This is a genomic window from Actinosynnema sp. CS-041913 (genome assembly GCF_050942485.1).
In the GTDB taxonomy this organism is placed as follows: domain Bacteria; phylum Actinomycetota; class Actinomycetes; order Mycobacteriales; family Pseudonocardiaceae; genus Actinosynnema.
The window spans coordinates 3,337,519-3,354,145 of record NZ_CP192037.1; the positions used below are offsets into that span (position 1 = coordinate 3,337,519).

General features: G+C 72.2%; 13 protein-coding genes. 11 read left to right on the forward strand and 2 right to left on the reverse strand.

Annotation, left to right across the window (positions count from 1 at the left end; all coding sequences use genetic code 11):
• The first annotated feature begins 39 nt into the window (after positions 1-39).
• The 10 genes from ACQPZF_RS16000 to ACQPZF_RS16045 are packed head-to-tail and all read left to right on the forward strand — an operon-like array spanning position 40 to position 13,521.
• Positions 40-1,527: an NAD-dependent succinate-semialdehyde dehydrogenase gene (locus tag ACQPZF_RS16000; protein WP_433272299.1), complete on the forward strand. Its 1,488-nt coding sequence runs from the start codon at positions 40-42 to the stop codon at positions 1,525-1,527.
• A gap of 11 nt (positions 1,528-1,538) precedes the next feature.
• Positions 1,539-2,867 (forward strand): aspartate aminotransferase family protein, encoded by a 1,329-nt coding sequence (locus tag ACQPZF_RS16005; RefSeq protein ID WP_433272301.1) that lies wholly within the window; start codon positions 1,539-1,541, stop codon positions 2,865-2,867.
• 45 nt (positions 2,868-2,912) lie between these two features.
• Positions 2,913-3,944, forward strand: a complete 1,032-nt coding sequence (locus tag ACQPZF_RS16010; protein ID WP_433272303.1) for an ABC transporter substrate-binding protein — start codon at positions 2,913-2,915, stop codon at positions 3,942-3,944.
• Positions 3,945-3,949: 5 nt separating this feature from the next.
• On the forward strand, positions 3,950-4,858 hold the full coding sequence (locus ACQPZF_RS16015) for an ABC transporter permease (RefSeq protein ID WP_433272306.1): 909 nt from the start codon (positions 3,950-3,952) through the stop codon (positions 4,856-4,858).
• Entirely contained in the window at positions 4,851-5,657 is an 807-nt protein-coding gene (locus tag ACQPZF_RS16020; protein WP_433272308.1) for an ABC transporter permease, read from the forward strand. The genes ACQPZF_RS16015 and ACQPZF_RS16020 overlap by 8 nt, the downstream gene beginning before the upstream one ends.
• Positions 5,654-6,691, forward strand: coding sequence for an ABC transporter ATP-binding protein (locus tag ACQPZF_RS16025; protein WP_433272310.1), 1,038 nt, complete (start codon positions 5,654-5,656; stop codon positions 6,689-6,691). The genes ACQPZF_RS16020 and ACQPZF_RS16025 overlap by 4 nt, the downstream gene beginning before the upstream one ends.
• Before the next feature lie 3 nt (positions 6,692-6,694).
• Entirely contained in the window at positions 6,695-7,726 is a 1,032-nt protein-coding gene (locus tag ACQPZF_RS16030; protein ID WP_433272312.1) for an extracellular solute-binding protein, read from the forward strand.
• Positions 7,727-7,742: 16 nt separating this feature from the next.
• Positions 7,743-8,822, forward strand: coding sequence for a zinc-binding dehydrogenase (locus ACQPZF_RS16035; RefSeq protein WP_433272314.1), 1,080 nt, complete (start codon positions 7,743-7,745; stop codon positions 8,820-8,822).
• Complete coding sequence (locus ACQPZF_RS16040) at positions 8,822-11,875, forward strand: aminotransferase class III-fold pyridoxal phosphate-dependent enzyme (protein ID WP_433272316.1); 3,054 nt, start codon at positions 8,822-8,824, stop codon at positions 11,873-11,875. Before ACQPZF_RS16035 ends, ACQPZF_RS16040 begins: the two co-directional genes overlap by 1 nt.
• A 2-nt stretch (positions 11,876-11,877) precedes the next feature.
• Complete coding sequence (locus tag ACQPZF_RS16045; protein WP_433272318.1) at positions 11,878-13,521, forward strand: amidohydrolase; 1,644 nt, start codon at positions 11,878-11,880, stop codon at positions 13,519-13,521.
• A gap of 2 nt (positions 13,522-13,523) precedes the next feature.
• Here the strand turns inward: ACQPZF_RS16045 and ACQPZF_RS16050 are convergent, their stop codons facing one another.
• Both ACQPZF_RS16050 and ACQPZF_RS16055 read right to left on the reverse strand, forming a co-directional pair.
• Positions 13,524-14,201: a response regulator gene (locus ACQPZF_RS16050; RefSeq protein ID WP_433272320.1), complete on the reverse strand. Its 678-nt coding sequence runs from the start codon at positions 14,199-14,201 to the stop codon at positions 13,524-13,526.
• Positions 14,198-15,289 (reverse strand): sensor histidine kinase, encoded by a 1,092-nt coding sequence (locus ACQPZF_RS16055; RefSeq protein ID WP_433272322.1) that lies wholly within the window; start codon positions 15,287-15,289, stop codon positions 14,198-14,200. Before ACQPZF_RS16055 ends, ACQPZF_RS16050 begins: the two co-directional genes overlap by 4 nt.
• A 133-nt stretch (positions 15,290-15,422) precedes the next feature.
• Between ACQPZF_RS16055 and ACQPZF_RS16060 the strand changes: the two genes are divergently transcribed.
• Complete coding sequence (locus ACQPZF_RS16060) at positions 15,423-16,616, forward strand: serine hydrolase domain-containing protein (protein WP_433272324.1); 1,194 nt, start codon at positions 15,423-15,425, stop codon at positions 16,614-16,616.
• Positions 16,617-16,627 lie beyond the last annotated feature (11 nt).

The following is a 16,627-nucleotide window of genomic DNA, read 5'->3' on the forward strand; positions in this document are numbered from 1 at the left end:
GGCTCATCTGTTGACAATCACAACAGACCGACCGACACTATGCCGCCAAGACCGCACGTCACCGCGATCGACGAAGGGCTGGTCATGCCGACGGACTCCTGGGCAACGTTGTTGGTCGACGGGCAGTGGCGTCCGGGCGCCACCGCCTTCGAGGTCGTGGACCCGGCCACGGTGGAGCCGGTCGGCCGCGCCGCGGACGGTGGCGCGGAGGACGCCCTGGCTGCGCTCGACGCGGCCTGCGCGGTAGCCGAGTCGTGGCGCTCGGTGACCGCCGAGGAGCGCGGCGGCTACCTGCGCCGGGCCGCGGCCGGCATCCGGGACCGGGTGGACTCCCTCGCCGCACTGCTGACCAGCGAGAACGGCAAGCCGCTCGGTGAATCGCGGGCCGAGCTGCTGGGCAGCGCGCGGATGCTGGAGTGGAGCGCCGAGGAGGCCCGCCGCGCCGGCGGCCGGGTGCTGCCGTCCTCGCCGAACGGGCCGGGGCTGGTGGTGAAGGCGCCGGTAGGCCCCGCGCTGGCGATCACGCCGTGGAACTTCCCGGCCAGCATGCTGATCCGCAAGATCGGCCTGGCGCTGGCCGCCGGCGCGCCGCTGATCGTCAAGCCGGCCGAGCAGACCCCGCTGATCGCCACCGAGCTGGTGCGCATCCTGCACGACACGGGGCTGCCCGCCGGGGTGCTCCAGTCGATCACGACGTCGCGGCCCGCCGAGGTGGCCGGCGCGCTGCTGGCCGACCCGCGGCTGCGCAAGGTGAGCTTCACCGGCTCCACCGAGGTCGGGCTCGGACTGCTCCGCGACACCCGCACGCACCTGCGGCGCACCTCGCTGGAGCTGGGCGGGCACTCGCCGGCGATCGTGTTCGCCGACGCCGACCTGCCGGCCGCCGCGGCCGGGGTGGTGGCGGCCAAGTTCTTCAACGCCGGCCAGAGCTGCATCGCGGTGAACCGGCTCTACGTGCACCGTTCCGTGCACGACGAACTGCTCGACCTGATCGAGGAGAAGGTGCGCGCGCTGCGCGTCGGGCACGGCGCGGCCGAGGGCACCACCACCGGCCCGCTGATCGACCAGGCCGGGCTCGACAAGGTGGAACGCCAGGTCGCCGACGCGGTGGCCGGCGGGGCGCAGGTCCGCGTCGGAGGCGGGCGGTGGTCCGGACCGGCCGAGCTGAAGGGCGCGTTCTTCGAGCCCACCGTGCTCACCGGGGTCGGCGACGACCTGCTCATCACCCGTGAGGAGACCTTCGGCCCGGTGCTGCCGGTCTACTCCTTCGACACCGACGACGAGGCCGTGACCAGGGCAAACGACACCCAGTACGGCTTGGCGGCCTACCTGTTCGGCCGCGACCTGAGCCGACTGTGGACCGCCGCCGACCGGCTCGACTTCGGGGTGATCGGGGTGAACGACCCGGCTCCGGTGCGGCCGGAGCTGCCGTTCGGCGGCATGCGGAACAGCGGGCAGGAGCGCGAGGGCGGTGCCGAGGGCATCGAGGCGTTCCTGGAGACCAAGGCGATCGCGATCAAGCTGTGAGGACCACGGACATGACCACCCCAAGAGAGCGGGCTCCGGAAGACCGGGCACCGGAAGGCCGGCCGGGCATCGCCGGCGAGCCGGCCGAGCTGGCCGAGCTGGACAAGCGCGCGATCATCCACCCACACACCACGATCGGCGCGCCGGACGAGCCGGTGATCTTCGACCGCGGCGAGGGCGCCGTGCTGTGGGACGTGACGGGCAAGTCCTACCTGGACGGCACCTGCGGCCTGTGGCAGTGCCCGGTCGGCCACGGTCGGCCGGAGCTGGCCGAGGCCGCCGACGGGCAGATCCGACGGCTGGAGTTCTACTCCTCCTTCGGCGACTACTCCAACGAGCCGTCCATCCGGCTGGCCGAGCGGCTGCTGCGGCTGGCCCCGCCCGGCCTGGAGAAGGTGTTCTTCACCAACGGCGGCTCCGAGGGCAACGAGACCGCGATCAAGCTCGCCCGGCTGGCCCACCACCACGCGGGGCACCCGGAGCGGACCGTCATCCTGGCCCGCACCGGCGGCTACCACGGCATGGCCGGCGGCTCGCTGGCCGCCACCGGCATCGACCGGCTCCGCCAGGGCTTCGGGCCGCTGCTGCCGGACGTGGAGTTCCTGGGCAAGCCGCACGCGCTGCACCACGACACCGACGCGCTGGTCGCCGAGCTGGAGCAGCGGATCGCCGAGCTGGGCGCGCACCGGATCGCGGCGTTCATCGGCGAACCGGTGCTGGGCGTCGGCGGCATGGTCCCGCCACCGCCGGACTACTGGCCGCGGGTGCAGGAGGTGCTGCGCCGCAACGACATCCTGCTGGTCCTGGACGAGATCGTGACCGCGTTCGGGCGGATCGGGCACTGGTTCGCCGCCGAGCACTACGGCATCGAGCCGGACATGGTCGTCACGGCCAAGGGTCTGACCAGCGGCTACATCCCGATGGGCGCGGTGCTGGTCGGCCGGCGGGTGCTCGACCTCGTCGACGGGGCGTGGTTCCCGCACGGCTTCACCTACAACGGGCACCCGGTCGGCGCCGCCGTGGCGCTGGCCAACCTGGACATCCTGGAACGGGAAAACCTGCCGGCGCGGGCCAAGGCGGTCGGCGCCCGGATCATGGAAGGGCTGGCTCCGCTGGCCGGGCTGGACCACGTGCGCGAAGTGCGCGGGGTCGGGCTGATGCTCGGGATCGAGCTGGACCGGGACGCCGCCGGCGTGCAGTCCGGCGCGCGGGCGGACGGGCTGATCGTCCGCGCCGCCGGCAACAACATCGTCATTTCGCCGCCGTTGGTCATCACCGACGAGCAGGCGGACACGCTCGTGCGCCTCGTGTGCAAGCACGTGGCCGCGGTCGGGAACTAACGCCCGTCGCGGGCTCCATTGTCACCGCCGACCTCGGAGGTCGCCGTGCGTCGAAAAATCACCACCGGATGTCTGGCCCTGGTCCTCGTGCTCGCGGCGGCCTGCGGCGCGAGCGGGCCGAGCGGGCCGACGCTCACCTTCGTGTCCACCGGGAGTTCCTTCCAGGACAACCAGAAGACCGCGTGGCAGCAACCGTTCACCACCGAGACCGGCACCGCGTTCCGCAACGACGGGCCGGTCGACGAAGCCAAGCTCCGCACCATGGTGGAGGCCGGGAAGGTCACCTGGGACGCCGTGGACACCAGCGCCGCCGCGGCCGAGCAGTACTGCGGGAAGTACCTGGAGAAGCTGGACTTCACGGTGGTGGACCGCAGCGCCTTCCCGCCGGAGACGGTCAGCGAGTGCGGCGTCCCGGCCTACTACTACAGCATCATCTTCATGTACGACACCAGGAAGTTCGGTGCGAACCCGCCCACGAAGATCGCCGACTTCTTCGACCCGGTGCGCTTCCCCGGCCGGCGCATCGTGCCGCCGGAGGTCGCGGCCGGCCTGCTGGAGGACGCGCTGCTCGCCGACGGCGTGCCGGTCGAGCAGCTCTACCCGCTCGACGTCGACCGCGCGCTGCGCAAGCTCGACGTGATCAAGAGCGTCACCACGTTCGCCAAGACCTACGGGCAGATCCAGCAGTCCATGGTGGACGGCCAGGTGGACCTGGCGCTGGTGTCCACGGCACGCGCGCACCAGTCGCTCAAGGCCGGCGCGCCGTTCGAACCGGTGTGGGACAAGACCATCGTGAACTGGAACGACCTGGTGGTGCCCAAGGGCTCGGCCAACCGGGACCTCGCGATGAAGTTCATCGCCTTCACCAGCAAGCCCGAGCAGTCCGCGAAGTTCTCCGAGCTGGCCTCCGTGCAGCCGGTGAACGAGGGGATCAAGCCGAACTTCGACGACGTCCAGCGCCGCATCGACGCGTTCTCGCCGGAGCACAAGCACAGCGTGGTGCTGGGCAACGCCAAGTGGTGGGCGGCGAACTTCGACGCGGTGACCCAGAAGTTCACCGCGTGGATGGCCGGGTGAGACCGATGACCACGACATCCGTCGACACCACGACGCCCACCGCGCCCGACGAACCCCCGGCGGTGGCCGAGCCGCGGCGCGGGCGGCGCGGCGTGGTCGGGTGGGTCCTGCTGCCCGCGGTCGCGGTGCTGCTGGTGTTCTTCTTCTACCCGCTGGCCACCATCGTCTGGAGCAGCTTCGCCGAGCCGACCTTCGGCCTGGCCAACTACACCGCGCTGTTCACCGACGGCGTCTCGGTCACCGTGCTGCTGCGGACCTTGCGGACCGCGCTGATCGTGGGCCTGGTGGCGCTGGTGGTCGCCTACCCGTATGCGTACGCGATGACCCGCGTGTCCCGGCGCACGCGTGCGGTGCTCACCGTGCTGGTGCTGCTGCCGTTCTGGACCTCGGTGATGGCCCGCAACTTCGCCTGGTACCTGCTGGAGCAGCGCGACGGGCTGATCGACCGGTTCTTCTCGCTGTTCGGGATCGACGGCGTGGTGCTGCTCGGCAGCGTCACCGGGGTCACCGTGGCGATGGTGCAGGTGATGCTGCCGTTCATGGTGCTGCCGCTGTACAGCAACCTCAGCTCCATCGACCTGCGGCTGATGGACGCGGCGACCAGCCTCGGGGCGAACCGCCTGAAGTCCTTCGCGCGGGTGTACCTGCCGCTGTCGCTGCCGGGCGTGGTGTCGGGCTTCTCCCTGGTGTTCATCGTGACGCTGGGCTTCTTCGTGACCCCGGCGCTGCTCGGCACACCGCAGCAGTCGCTGGTCTCGCAGGTGATCGAGACCAGGGTCGGCGACCTGCTGGACTTCCCCGGCGCGGGCGCGATGGGCTCGGTGCTGCTGGTGGTCACGCTCGTGGTGCTGTTCGCGGTGAGCCGGATCGCCAAGCCGACCGCGGCCCTGAACCAGGCGGTGGACCGTGCCTAGCGCGCGGGTCAAGGAGCCCCGCTCGATCGGCTGGGGCCTGCGGCTGTGGGTGACCGCGGTGGCGGTGCTGCTGCTCGCGCCGACCCTGGTGGTCATCCCGATGAGCTTCGGCGCCGGCCAGACCTTCGCGTTCCCGCCGAAGGAGTGGTCGCTGCGCTGGTACGAGGAGTTCTTCTCGTCACCGCAGTGGATGTCGTCGGTGGTCACCTCGGCGCAGGCGGCGCTGCTGACCGGGGTGCTGGCCACGGTGATCGGGGTGGCCGCCGCGATCGGGCTGGACCGGGGCCGGTTCCCCGGCCGGGAGCTGCTGCGCTCGGCGATGATGGCGCCGATGATCGTGCCCGGCATCGTGGTCGCGGTGGCCATCTACGGCACCTTCCTGCGCTGGCACCTCAACGGCACGCTGCTGGGCTTCGTGCTGGCGCACACCGTGCTGGCGGTGCCGTTCGTGGTCACGTCGGTGGCCACCAGCCTGGCCGGCTACGACCGCACGGTGGAGGTCGCCGCCGCCAGCCTCGGCGCGTCCGGCTGGACGGTCCTGCGCCGGATCACGCTGCCGCTGCTGATGCCCGGCATCGCCTCCGGGTTCGTGTTCGCGTTCGTCACCTCGCTGGACGAGGTCGTCATCGCGCTGTTCCTGCAGACCCCGGAGATCCGCACGCTGCCCGTGCAGATGTACGACTCGATCACGCTGGAGATCGACCCGACCATCGCCGCGGCGTCCAGCCTGATCGTCGTGGTCACCACCGTGGCCCTGCTGCTGCCGCAACTCGTCCGCCGACGCCGGAGTGAACCATGAGGCCATCGACCACCTCGACCAGTCACGGGATCCGGATCTCCGGGGTGTCCAAGGTGTTCCCCGGCCTGCCCCGGCCGGCGGTCGACGACGTCACGCTGGACATCGCGCCGGGGGAGTTCATGACCTTCCTCGGCCCGTCCGGCTCGGGCAAGACCACCACCCTGTCCATGATCGCCGGCTTCACCCCGCTCAGCGCCGGCTCGATCTCCGTCGACGGCCAGGACATCAGCCGGCTCAAGCCGCACAAGCGGGACCTCGGCGTGGTGTTCCAGCAGTACGCGTTGTTCCCGCACCTGACGGTGGCCCGGAACGTGGCGTTCCCGCTCCAGCAGCGCGGCATGTCCAAAACGGACATCGGGACCAGGGTGGCCGCGGCGCTGGAGCTGGTGGGGCTGGCCGACTGCGCCGACCGGCTGCCGCGCCAGCTATCGGGCGGGCAGCAGCAGCGCGTCGCGCTGGCCCGTGCCGTGGTGTACGAGCCGCGCGCCCTGCTGATGGACGAGCCGCTGGGCGCGCTGGACAAGAAGCTGCGCGACCAGCTACGGCGCGAGATCGCCCGGATGCACCGCGAGCTGGGCATGACGTTCCTGTTCGTCACGCACGACCAGGAGGAGGCGCTGACGCTGTCCGACCGGATCGCGGTGTTCAACCACGGCAAGGTCGAGCAGGTCGGCACCCCGAGCGAACTGTACGAGCGGCCGAGCACGCTGTTCGTGGCCCAGTTCCTCGGTGAGTCCAACGTGTTCACCGACGACGGCGACGAGGTGGTCGTGGTCCGGCCCGAGCGGCTGGAGCTGCACGCCGAGCCCGGCGCGGTGCCCGACGGGTGCCGCCGCCGCAAGGCCGTGATCACCGACATCGCCTACGTCGGCAACCACCACCGGATCGGGCTGCGGTTCGCCGACGGCGCCGAGGGCTCGGCGATGCGCCTGGCGGGCGCCGCGATCCCGGCCGCGCCGGGGGAGTCGGTGGTGGCGAGCTGGGATCCGCGACACCAGGCCGCCGTGCCGCGGCCGACCACCCTGGGAGTGTGAGACGTGCGCCGAACCGCGATCGGGGTGGCCTTCGCCGCCCTGCTGTTGACCTCGTGCGGCACCGGCGGCGGTGACGCCAAGTCGCTGACCTTCGTGTCCTACGGCAAGGGCGCCTACCAGGACGGGCAGCAGAAGGCCTTCCTGGAGCCGTACCAGAAGCAGTCCGGCGTGAAGGTGACCCTGGACGGGCCGTCGGACAACGCCAAGCTGCGCGCGATGGTGGAGGCCGGCCGGGTCACCTGGGACATCATGGACACCGACGCCTTCATGGCGCGCGAGCACTGCGGCACGCTGCTGGAGAAGATCGACGTCGGCGATCTGAAGGACAGCTTCCCGCCCGGCACGCTGTCGGACTGCGGGGTGCCGGCGGCGTTGTTCGGGCTGATGCTGATGTACAACGAGAAGACCTACGGCGACAAACCGCCGACGTCGCTGGCGGACTTCTTCGACCCGGTGAAGTTCCCCGGCAAGCGGGTGATGTACGCCAAGGACCCGGCCATCGGCCAGTTGGAAGCCTCGCTGCTCGCGGACGGTGTGCCGCCGGACCGGCTGTACCCGCTGGACGTCGACCGCGCGCTGAAGGTGCACGACCGGATCCGGAATGACCTCACGCTGGCACAGACCTACGGGCAGCAGCAACAGGCCATGGTGGACAACCAGGCCGACTTGGCGCTGGTGGTCAGCGCGCGGGCGTACTCGACCCTGAAGGCCGGTGGCACGCAGTGGAAGCGGGTGCCCACCAAGGTGCCGGTCACCTGGGACGTGCTCGTGGTGCCCAAGGGGGCCAAGAACAAGGACCTGGCGCAGGAGCTGATCCGGTTCGCCTCCCGCCCGGAGCCGGGCGCGCGGTTCGCCGAGCTGTCCGGGGCGGGCGCGGCCAACACGGCGGCCAAGCCCGAGCTGAACGACGTGCAGCGGCAGATCGACGTGCTGAGCGAGGACCGCGCCGCGGACAAGGTGTTCATCGACGCCGACTGGTGGACCGCCAACTACAGCAAGGTCGTTCAGGCCTGGACGGCGTGGCAGACCAGTTGAGCAGGAGGAGGACTTGATGCGTGCCGCGGTGTTGCAGCGCAGCGGGCTGGACGGGATCGCGATCCGGGACGACGTGTCCACAGTGGACATATCGGACGTGTTGGTGCGGGTTCGGGTGCGGGCCGCCGGGGTGTGCCACTCCGACCTGTCGGCGGCCACCGGCCGGCTCGGCCTGGCGACCCCGGTGGTGCTCGGCCACGAGGCGGCCGGCGAGGTGCTGGAGACCGGGTCCGACGTGGCCGGCTTCGAGGTGGGGGACCGGGTGATGGTGTCCTGGGTGCCGCAGTGCGGTGAGTGCGCGGCCTGCCGGCGCGGGCAGCCGGAGCTGTGCGGCTACAGCGCGCGGCCGGACTACCGGCGGCCCCGGTTCGTGGTGGGCGGCGAGCCGGTGGCGGCGCAGGCCGGGTGCGGCGCGTTCGCCGAGGAGATCGTGGTGACCCGGCACAACCTGGTGCCGCTGCCCGACGGGGTGCCGTTCGAGATCGGCGCGCTGGTGAGCTGCGGGGTGACCACCGGGGTGGGCGCGGTCCGCAACACCGCGGCGCTGGTCGCGGGGTCCAGCGCGGTGGTGATCGGCTGCGGCGGCGTCGGGATGGCCATCGTGCAGGCCGCCCGCGCCGCCGGGGCTTCGGCCGTGCTGGCGGTGGATCCCGTCGCGGCGAAACGGGAACTCGCGCTGGAACTGGGCGCCACCGACGTCGCGGAGCCTGCCGGGCTGGCCGCGGCGGTGGCGGCGGTGACCGGCGGGGAGGGCTTCGACGTGGCGTTCGAGGCGGTAGGCGTGCCGGAGACCATCCGGTCCGCCTACGACGCCACCCGGAGGGGCGGCACCACCGTGGTGGTCGGCGTCGGGGCGGTCGACGCGGTGGTGCCGTTCACGGCTCGCGAGCTGTACGCCAGCGGCCGGCGGTTGGTCGGCTCGGTGTTCGGCTCCAGCGACGTGCGCCGCGACTACCCGCGGGTGATCGACTCGTGGCGGGCCGGCGAGTTGAGGCTGGAGAAGCTGATCAGCGGCCGGATCGGGCTGGCCGACGTGCCGGCGGCGCTGGAGGAACTGCGGGCCGGCTCCGCACTGCGTTCGGTGGTGGTGTTCTGATGTCGACGACCGACGAGCGTTACCGGCGCATCACGGCCGGCGTGCCCCGGCTCGACGACGACCGGTTGCGCGAGGTCCTGCGGGTCCACTTCGGAGTGTCTGTGGTGGACAGTCGGCCTCTCGCGGGTGAGACCGACCAGAACGTGTGGGTGGCCGACGCGTCGGGCGCGGAGTACGTGTTCAAGGTGTGCTCGGCCGGCGACCTGGGCGCGGTGCGGTTCCAGAACGCCTTGCTGCGGCACCTGGCGGAGCACGACGCGGACCTGCCGGTGCCGCGAGTGGTCGCCGCACTCGATCCGGCGGAGGCCGACGTCATCCCCGTGCCCGGTGAGCCGGACCTCGTGGCGCGGCTGCTCACCTGGCTGCCGGGCACGCCGCTGGCCGAGGTGGACGCGCGCTCGGTCGAACTGCTCGCCGACGTCGGCGCGATCGCCGGCCGGCTGGCCGCCGCAACGGTCGCCTGGCGGCACTCCGCGCCGCCCGCGCCGCACTACTGGGAGTTCCCGCACGCCGCCACGGTGCTCGCCGAAGCGCTGCCGGCCGTCGCCGACCCGGAGCTGCGCGCGGCGATCACCCGCGTCCAGGCCGAGTTCCTGCCGCTGCTGGACAGGCTGCCCGAGCTGCCGCAGGGCGTGGTCCACCACGACCTCAACGCGTTCAACCTGCTCGTCGGCCCCGGCCCGCGGCGGCGGGTGATCGGCGTGATCGACTTCGGCGACGCCCAGCGCACGGCACGCGTGGCCGACCTGGCGATCCTCTGCGCCAGCGCCATGCGCGGCCGGCCCAAGCCGCTGCGGGTGGCCGCCACCGTCGTCGCCGCCTACCACCGGGCGTGCCCGCTCACCGAGTCCGAAGTGGACCTCCTGTACCCGCTGCTGGCGATCCGCGCGGCCACCGTCGCGGCCACCGCGGCCCGGTTGTCCGCGGCCCGCGAGCACGGCGACCCCCGCCACCGCTCCCCGGCCGCGGCGGAGCTGGTGCGGGTGCTGGCCGAAACCCCGGCCGAGTTCGGCATCGCCACCCTCCGGCACGCCTGCGAGCTACCCGCCCTCGCCCCGCACACCGCGGTCGGCGACCGGCGCGCCACGGTCAGGCACGCGGCAGTCGGCGACCGGCGCGCCACGGTCAGGCACGGAGCAGTCGGCGACCGGCGCGCCACGCGTCAGGCCGGGCACACCGCGGTCGGCGACTGGCTTGCCACCCACCCGGTCGGACCCTTGGTGGACCGGGACCTGGAGCTGGTCGACCTCACGGTGGGCAGCGCGGTCTTCGACGACGTCGACCCCCGTGACCCGGTCGCGCTACTGACTGCCTCCGCGTCCGCGATCGACGCCCTCCGCCCGGCGGTCGCCGTCGGCCGGTACGGCGAGCCGCGGTTCACGTCCGGCGGCGACGCCGTCTCCAGCGGACTGGACCTGTTCGCCGAAGCCGGAGTTCCGGTGTCCGCGCCACTGGCGGGCACGGCCGAGCCCTGCCCACCGGGCGTCAACCTCATGCTCAGGCACGAACCCGCCGACGATGTCCGCTTCTGGACCATCTACACCGGACTGTCCACATCGGTCTCTCCAGGTGACCAAGTGTCTGCAGGACAAAAAATCGGCGTGGTCGGCCCGGATTCGCGACTGCTGGTGCGGGTCTCCGCCGTGCCGGTGGCAAGCTGGCGCGGCGTGCCCGCCGAGGTGGCGCACGCGGACGCGCCGGTGTGGCAGGCGCTGCTGCCGGACCCCACTCCGCTGCTCGGCGCGCGGCACTCGGTGACCGCCTGGCGGTCGTCCACCGAGCGCACGCTGGCGGCGAGGCGGAAACACCTGCCGCACACCCACCCGACCTACTTCAGCGCGCCGATCACCATGGTGCGCGCCAGGGACTGCCGGTTCTACGACGAGCACGGCCGCGGCTACCTCGACGCGCTGAACAACGTGACGCTGCTCGGCCACGGCCACCCCCGACTGGTCGAGGCGGCCTCGCGGCAGTTGCGGCGCCTCAACACCAACAGCAGGTTCGTCTACGAGGTGCTCACCGAGTACGCCGAGGCGCTGACCGCCACCCTGCCGGACGGCTTGGACGTGGTGTACTTCCTCAACTCCGGCAGCGAAGCCAACGACCTGGCGCTGCGCATGTCGCGCTACCTCACCGGCCGCGACGACGTGGTGATCATCGACGATGCCTACCACGGCTACACCGCGACCGTGGCCGACGTGAGCCCGTCCCGGTACAAGCACTACGGCAAGCCGGACACCACGCACCCGACGCCGGTGCCGGACCGCTACCGCGGCGAGTACGGCTACGACGACCCGGAGGCCGGCGCGAAGTACGCCCGCCACGTCACCGACACCTTCGACCGGCTCGCCGACGCCGGCCGCGCCCCGGCGGCGTTCCTGTACGAGGGTCTGCTGGCCGGCGGCGGGCAGATCGTGCTGCCGCCCGGCTACCTCGCGCCGATCCACGCCGAGGCCCGCCGGCACGGCGCGTTCACCATCGCCGACGAGGTGCAGGTCGGGTTCGGCCGGCTCGGCGAGGCGTTCTGGGGATTCCAGACCCAGGGCGTCGTGCCCGACTTCGTGACCATGGGCAAGGCGATGGGCAACGGGTTCCCGGTGTCGGCGCTCGTCACCACCAGGGAGATCTCCGCGGCGTACGACCGCACCGGCCGGTTCTTCTCCACCTACGGCGGCAACCCGGTCGCCTGCGCGGTCGGCCTGGAACTGCTCCGCGTGCTGGACGAGGAACGCCTGCAGGCCAACGCGTTGACCGTGGGGCAGTACCTGCGCGACCGGCTCGGCGAGCTGGCCGAGCGGCACGAGCTGATCGGCGACGTGCGCGGCCAGGGCTTCTACAGCGGGGTCGAGTTCGTCCTCGACCGCGCCACCAAGGAGCCCGCGGCGGCCGAGACACTGATCATCTGCGAGCGGCTGAAGGAGCACGGTGTGCTGGTGTACCCGACGGGGCCCGCGTGGAACATCCTCAAGCTCAAGCCACCGCTGACGTTCACCAGGGCGCACGCGGACGAGATGGCCTCGGCGCTGGACCGGGTCCTGGAAGCGGGGTGGTGACCGTGACGGCGGACCTGGTGCTGCGGGGCGGCCGGGTGGTGACCGCCGACGAGCGGTTCAGCATCGCCTCGGCGCTGGCGGTCGCGGGCGACCGGATCATCGCCGTGGGCGATGACGACGCGGTGTCCGCGCTGGTCGGGCCGGAGACCCGGGTGATCGACCTGGATGGCCGCGCGGTGCTGCCCGGCGTCAACGACGCGCACCTGCACCTGGCCATGTTCGGGCAGTCCCGGCGCAACGCCGACCTGACCGGCGTCGACTCGGTGGCCGCGCTGCACGGGGCGCTGCGCGCCGACGCGGACCGGCGTCCGGACGGGGACTGGCTGATCGGGGAGGGCTGGCGGGAGGCGAGCATCGCCGAGTTCCGCCCGGGTGGTCCCGGCCCGCACCGCACGGCGCTCGACGAGGTCACCGGGGGCCGCCCGACCGTGCTGCACCACGCGTCCCGGCACTCCGTGCTGGTGAACACCGCCGCGTTGCGCGTGGCCGGCATCGACCGGGACACCCCGGACCCGGTCGGCGGCATCATCGTGCGCGACGCCGACGGCGAGCCGACCGGCATGCTGCTGGAGTCGGCGGGCATCCTGGTCACCCGGCACGCGCCCGTGCCGTCCAGGCAGGACCGGCTCGACGCGATCGTGGACGGCATGAGGGTGCTCAACACGCTGGGCATCACCAGCGTGACCGACCCGATCGTGTGGCCGGAACTGCTCCGCGACTACGCCGTGCTGCACCAGCAGGGCCGGCTCACGGTGCGCGTCAACGCCCTGCTGCACTGGGACTGGCCGTCGCCGTCGACGTCGCTGGAGCGGTTGACCACGGTGCTCGACCACGCCGGCGTGGCGACCGGGCTCGGTGACGACTGGCTGCGGGTCGGCGGGGTGAAGCTGTTCGCCGACGGGGTGCCCAGCCACGGCACGGCGTGGCTGCACCAGCCCTACCCGAACGGCGGCTACGGCCACCTCGTCACCCCCGGCGCGGACGACGAGGAGCGTTACGGCGAACTGCTCGACCTCATCGAGGTCGCCCACCGGCACCGGCTCCAGGTGCAGGTGCACGTGACCGGCGACCGCGCCGCCGACGCGGCCGTCGACGGGATCATCCGCGCCCAGCAGGGCGATCCGTGGCCGGAAGCACGGCACGCGCTGATCCACGGCACGCTGCTGCACGAGGACACCCCGCGCCGCCTCGCGGAGCACCGCATCGGCGTGATCACCAGCTCGCTGATGAAGTCCTACAGCGGCGCGACGATCACCGCCGCGGTCGGCGCGGACCGGTGGTCCCGCGCGTTCCCCGCCGGCGCGCTGCTGGCCGCCGGGGTGCCGGTCGCGGACAGCTCGGACGCGCCGGTCTGCTTCCCGGACTGGCGGCGCGGCCTGGCGACCTTCGTCGGCGCGGCGCCGCACCCGCTCGCGGAGGTGCCCGCCGACCTGCGCCTCACCCGCGAACAGGCGATCCGCCTGTGGACCAGCGCCCCCGCGTACTTCGAACACGCCGAGCACCGCAAGGGCTCGCTGGCCCCGGGCCGCCTGGCCGACCTGGTGGTCCTGGACCGCGATCCGACCACCGCGCCGGACGAGGAGCTGGCCGACCTCGCCCCTCAGTTGACCGTCGTGGGAGGCCGCACGGTGTTCGAAGCGGGCTGAGGTCAGCGGTCGCGTTCTTCGCGAGGCGTGACGAGGCCTGATTCGTAGGCGGCGACGACGGCCTGGGCGCGGCTGGTGAGGTGGAGCTTGGCCATCAGCCGCTTGACGTGGGTCTTGACCGTGGCCTCGCTGAGCACCAGGCGTCGGGCGATCTCCTGGTTGGTCAGGCCGTAGGCGACGAAGCGCAGGATCTCGGTCTCGCGGGTGGTGAGGTCGGACAGCGGGAAGCGGGTGGTGGAGGCGGCGCGGTGCTGGTCGGCGTAGGTCTCGACCAGGCGTCGGGTGATGGTGGGCGCGAGGAGGATGTCGCCGGCGGCGATGGCGCGCACCGCGGAGAGGATGCGGTCCGGCGGGGTGTCCTTGAGCAGGAAGCCCGACGCGCCTTCGCCGAGCGCGGTGTAGACGTATTCGGGCAGGTCGAACGTCGTCAGCACGATCACGTGCGGCATCGGGTCGGCCGGGCCGGAGAGGATGTCGCGGGTGGCGGCGATGCCGTCGCGGACGGGCATCCGGATGTCCATCAGGACCACGTCGGGCCGGGTCTCGGCGGTCAGCGCCACGGCCTGCTCGCCGTCGGCCGCCTCGCCGACTACTTCGAACCCCGGCGCGGCCGTGAACAGGGCGACGAGGCCGGCGCGGATCAACGGCTGGTCGTCGGCGATCAGCACGCGTGTGGTCACCGGTCACGTCCCGTCGGCAGTCGGAGCACGACGCTGAACCCGCCGTCCACGGGCCCGGCGGCCACCGTACCGCCGTACAGCTCGGCGCGTTCCCGCATGTTCCGGACGCCCTGCGGCGTGTGGCCGGGTGGCGGCGGAGGCGGCTGGGCGCCGGTGTTGACGATCTCCAGCGTCAGCAGGTGGCCGGTGTAGTCGAGCGTCACGCGGGCGGTGGCCGGTCCGGCGTGCTTGAGGATGTTGGTCAGCGACTCCTGGACGATGCGGTACGCGCACAGGTCCTGCCCCGGCGGCAACGGCCGCGCGTCGCCGCGCACCACGACGTCCACCGGGACGCCCGCCCGCCGCATGCGCTCCGTCAGGGTGTCCAGGTCGGCCAGGCCGGGTTGCGGACCGAGTTCGCCGTGGTCGTCGATGCGCAGCACGTGGAGCAGCCGCCGCATCTCCGTCAACGCCTCCCGGCTGGTGTCGCCGACCGTCGCGATGGCCTGCCGCGCGGTCGCCAGGTCGGTGTCCAGCACGTATTGCGCCACACCCGCCTGCAACGACACCACCGACATGTGGTGGGCCACCACGTCGTGCAACTCGCGCGCGATGCGGATCCGCTCGTCCGACGCCGCCCGCGCGGCACGCTCGGCCAAGCGTTCCACCCGGTCGCCCCAACGCCGCGTGCTCTCCCCGAGCCCCCACGTGCCGAGCACGATCACCGTCGCCTGCAACGCCTCGGACCACGCCATGGCCGGTGCGAACTTCACGTACATCGCGCCCAGCACCAGCGTGGTCGCCGCGAACATCAGCGCCGCCACCCGCCGGGGCCGCAGGGTCGCCACCGTGAACATCGCCACGACCAGACCCACGCCCGTGTTGACGAACACGTTGTCACCGATCAACGCGTACGCGGCCACCGCGCCGAGGATCACGCACATCGTGATCACGGGCGCGTGCTGCCGCAGCGCGAGGGGCGCGGCCGTGAGCGCGACGAGGACCAGGAGCAGCGGGTCGGTTCCGCCGTAGGCCACCGCGGTGGCCATCGTGAGCACGGTGATCACGACGGCGAGCAACACGTCCACCAGGATCGGTTGGAATCGCACCGGCACACGTTAGCCGCATCGGGAGCGCGCCGTCGCCCGTCTGAGGGAGGAGTCGCCCTACCCTCCTGGGGGTACGCCGACTTGCCGTCCCAGGGCGACGCGCCCGCCCGCCGCGGCTCGTAGTTTTGCCGCCATGAAACGAATTCCCGTGATCGTGACGGCCCTCTGCGTGGCCGTGGGCCTCTCGACCGGCGTGGCGACCGCCGCTCCGGGATCGTCGCCGGCCCGCACCTTGCAGCGCGACGCCGACGCCATGCTCGCCCAGGGCGTGCCGGGTGTGCTGGTGGAGCTGGACACGCGGCGGGGCGACGTGAAGGTGCGCAGCGGGTACGGCGACGTGGCCGCCAAGACGCCCGTGCCGTGGAACGCGCGGTTCCGGATCGGCAGCTTCACCAAGACCTTCGTGGCCACGACCGTGTTGCAGCTCGTGGGTGAGGGTCGACTGTCCCTTGAGGACAGCGTGGAGCGGTGGCTGCCGGGTGTGGTGGCGGGCAACGGCAACGACGGGCGCCTGATCACCGTGCGCCAACTCCTGCAGCACACCAGCGGACTCCACGACTACGCGGTGGAGCTGCCGAACCTGTTCAAGGAGAAGGACTTCCTGCGCACCCGGTTCGACACCTACCCGCCGGAGGAGCTGGTGCGGCGGGGCCTGAGCAAGCCGCCGAACTTCCCGCCGGGCACGGACTTCAGCTACTCCAACACCAACTACGTGCTCGCCGGGATGCTGATCGAGCGCGTGACCGGCCGGTCGTGGCAGGACGAGGTGACCGCGCGGATCATCCGCCCGCTGGGCCTGCGCCACACGTCCACGCCGAACACGTCGCCCTTCATCCCGAAACCGCACGCCAAGGGTTACGACCGGTTCGCGGAGAAGGGCTTGGAAGCGGACCCGGCCGACCCGCGGTTCGGACCGCCGGTGGACGTGACGATGCTGAACCCGTCGTGGGGCGGCTCGGCGGGTGCGATGATCAGCACCACGGAGGACGGCAACAAGTTCCTCCAGGCGCTGCTGGGCGGGAAGGTGCTGCCGCCGGCGGAGCTGGCGGAGATGAAGCGGACCGTGCCCACCCCGGACGACTGGTCGGGGCCGGGCGTCCGGTACGGCCTGGGCATCCTCTGGTCGCCCAACTCGTGCGGCGGGTCGTGGTCGCACGGCGGCACGATCCACGGCTTCCTGACCCGCAACGGCGTGACCGACGACGGCAAGCGCAGCGTGATGGTGTCGCTGAACACCCGCACCCCCGTGCCGGCCGACGGCACCCCGCCGCCGCAGAAGGACTTCACGGTCGACCTCCTGGACCACGCCCTCTGCGGCAGGAGCTGATCACGCACGCG

What these genes read in the sequence shown, in the direction of transcription:
- ACQPZF_RS16000 (WP_433272299.1), top strand. Translation starts at nt 40, where the DNA reads ATGCCGCCAAGACCGCACGTCACCGCGATCGACGAAGGGCTGGTCATG.
- ACQPZF_RS16005 (WP_433272301.1), top strand. Translation starts at nt 1,539, where the DNA reads ATGACCACCCCAAGAGAGCGGGCTCCGGAAGACCGGGCACCGGAAGGC.
- ACQPZF_RS16015 (WP_433272306.1), top strand. Translation starts at nt 3,950, where the DNA reads ATGACCACGACATCCGTCGACACCACGACGCCCACCGCGCCCGACGAA.
- ACQPZF_RS16025 (WP_433272310.1), top strand. Translation starts at nt 5,654, where the DNA reads ATGAGGCCATCGACCACCTCGACCAGTCACGGGATCCGGATCTCCGGG.
- ACQPZF_RS16035 (WP_433272314.1), top strand. Translation starts at nt 7,743, where the DNA reads ATGCGTGCCGCGGTGTTGCAGCGCAGCGGGCTGGACGGGATCGCGATC.
- ACQPZF_RS16040 (WP_433272316.1), top strand. Translation starts at nt 8,822, where the DNA reads ATGTCGACGACCGACGAGCGTTACCGGCGCATCACGGCCGGCGTGCCC.
- ACQPZF_RS16060 (WP_433272324.1), top strand. Translation starts at nt 15,423, where the DNA reads ATGAAACGAATTCCCGTGATCGTGACGGCCCTCTGCGTGGCCGTGGGC.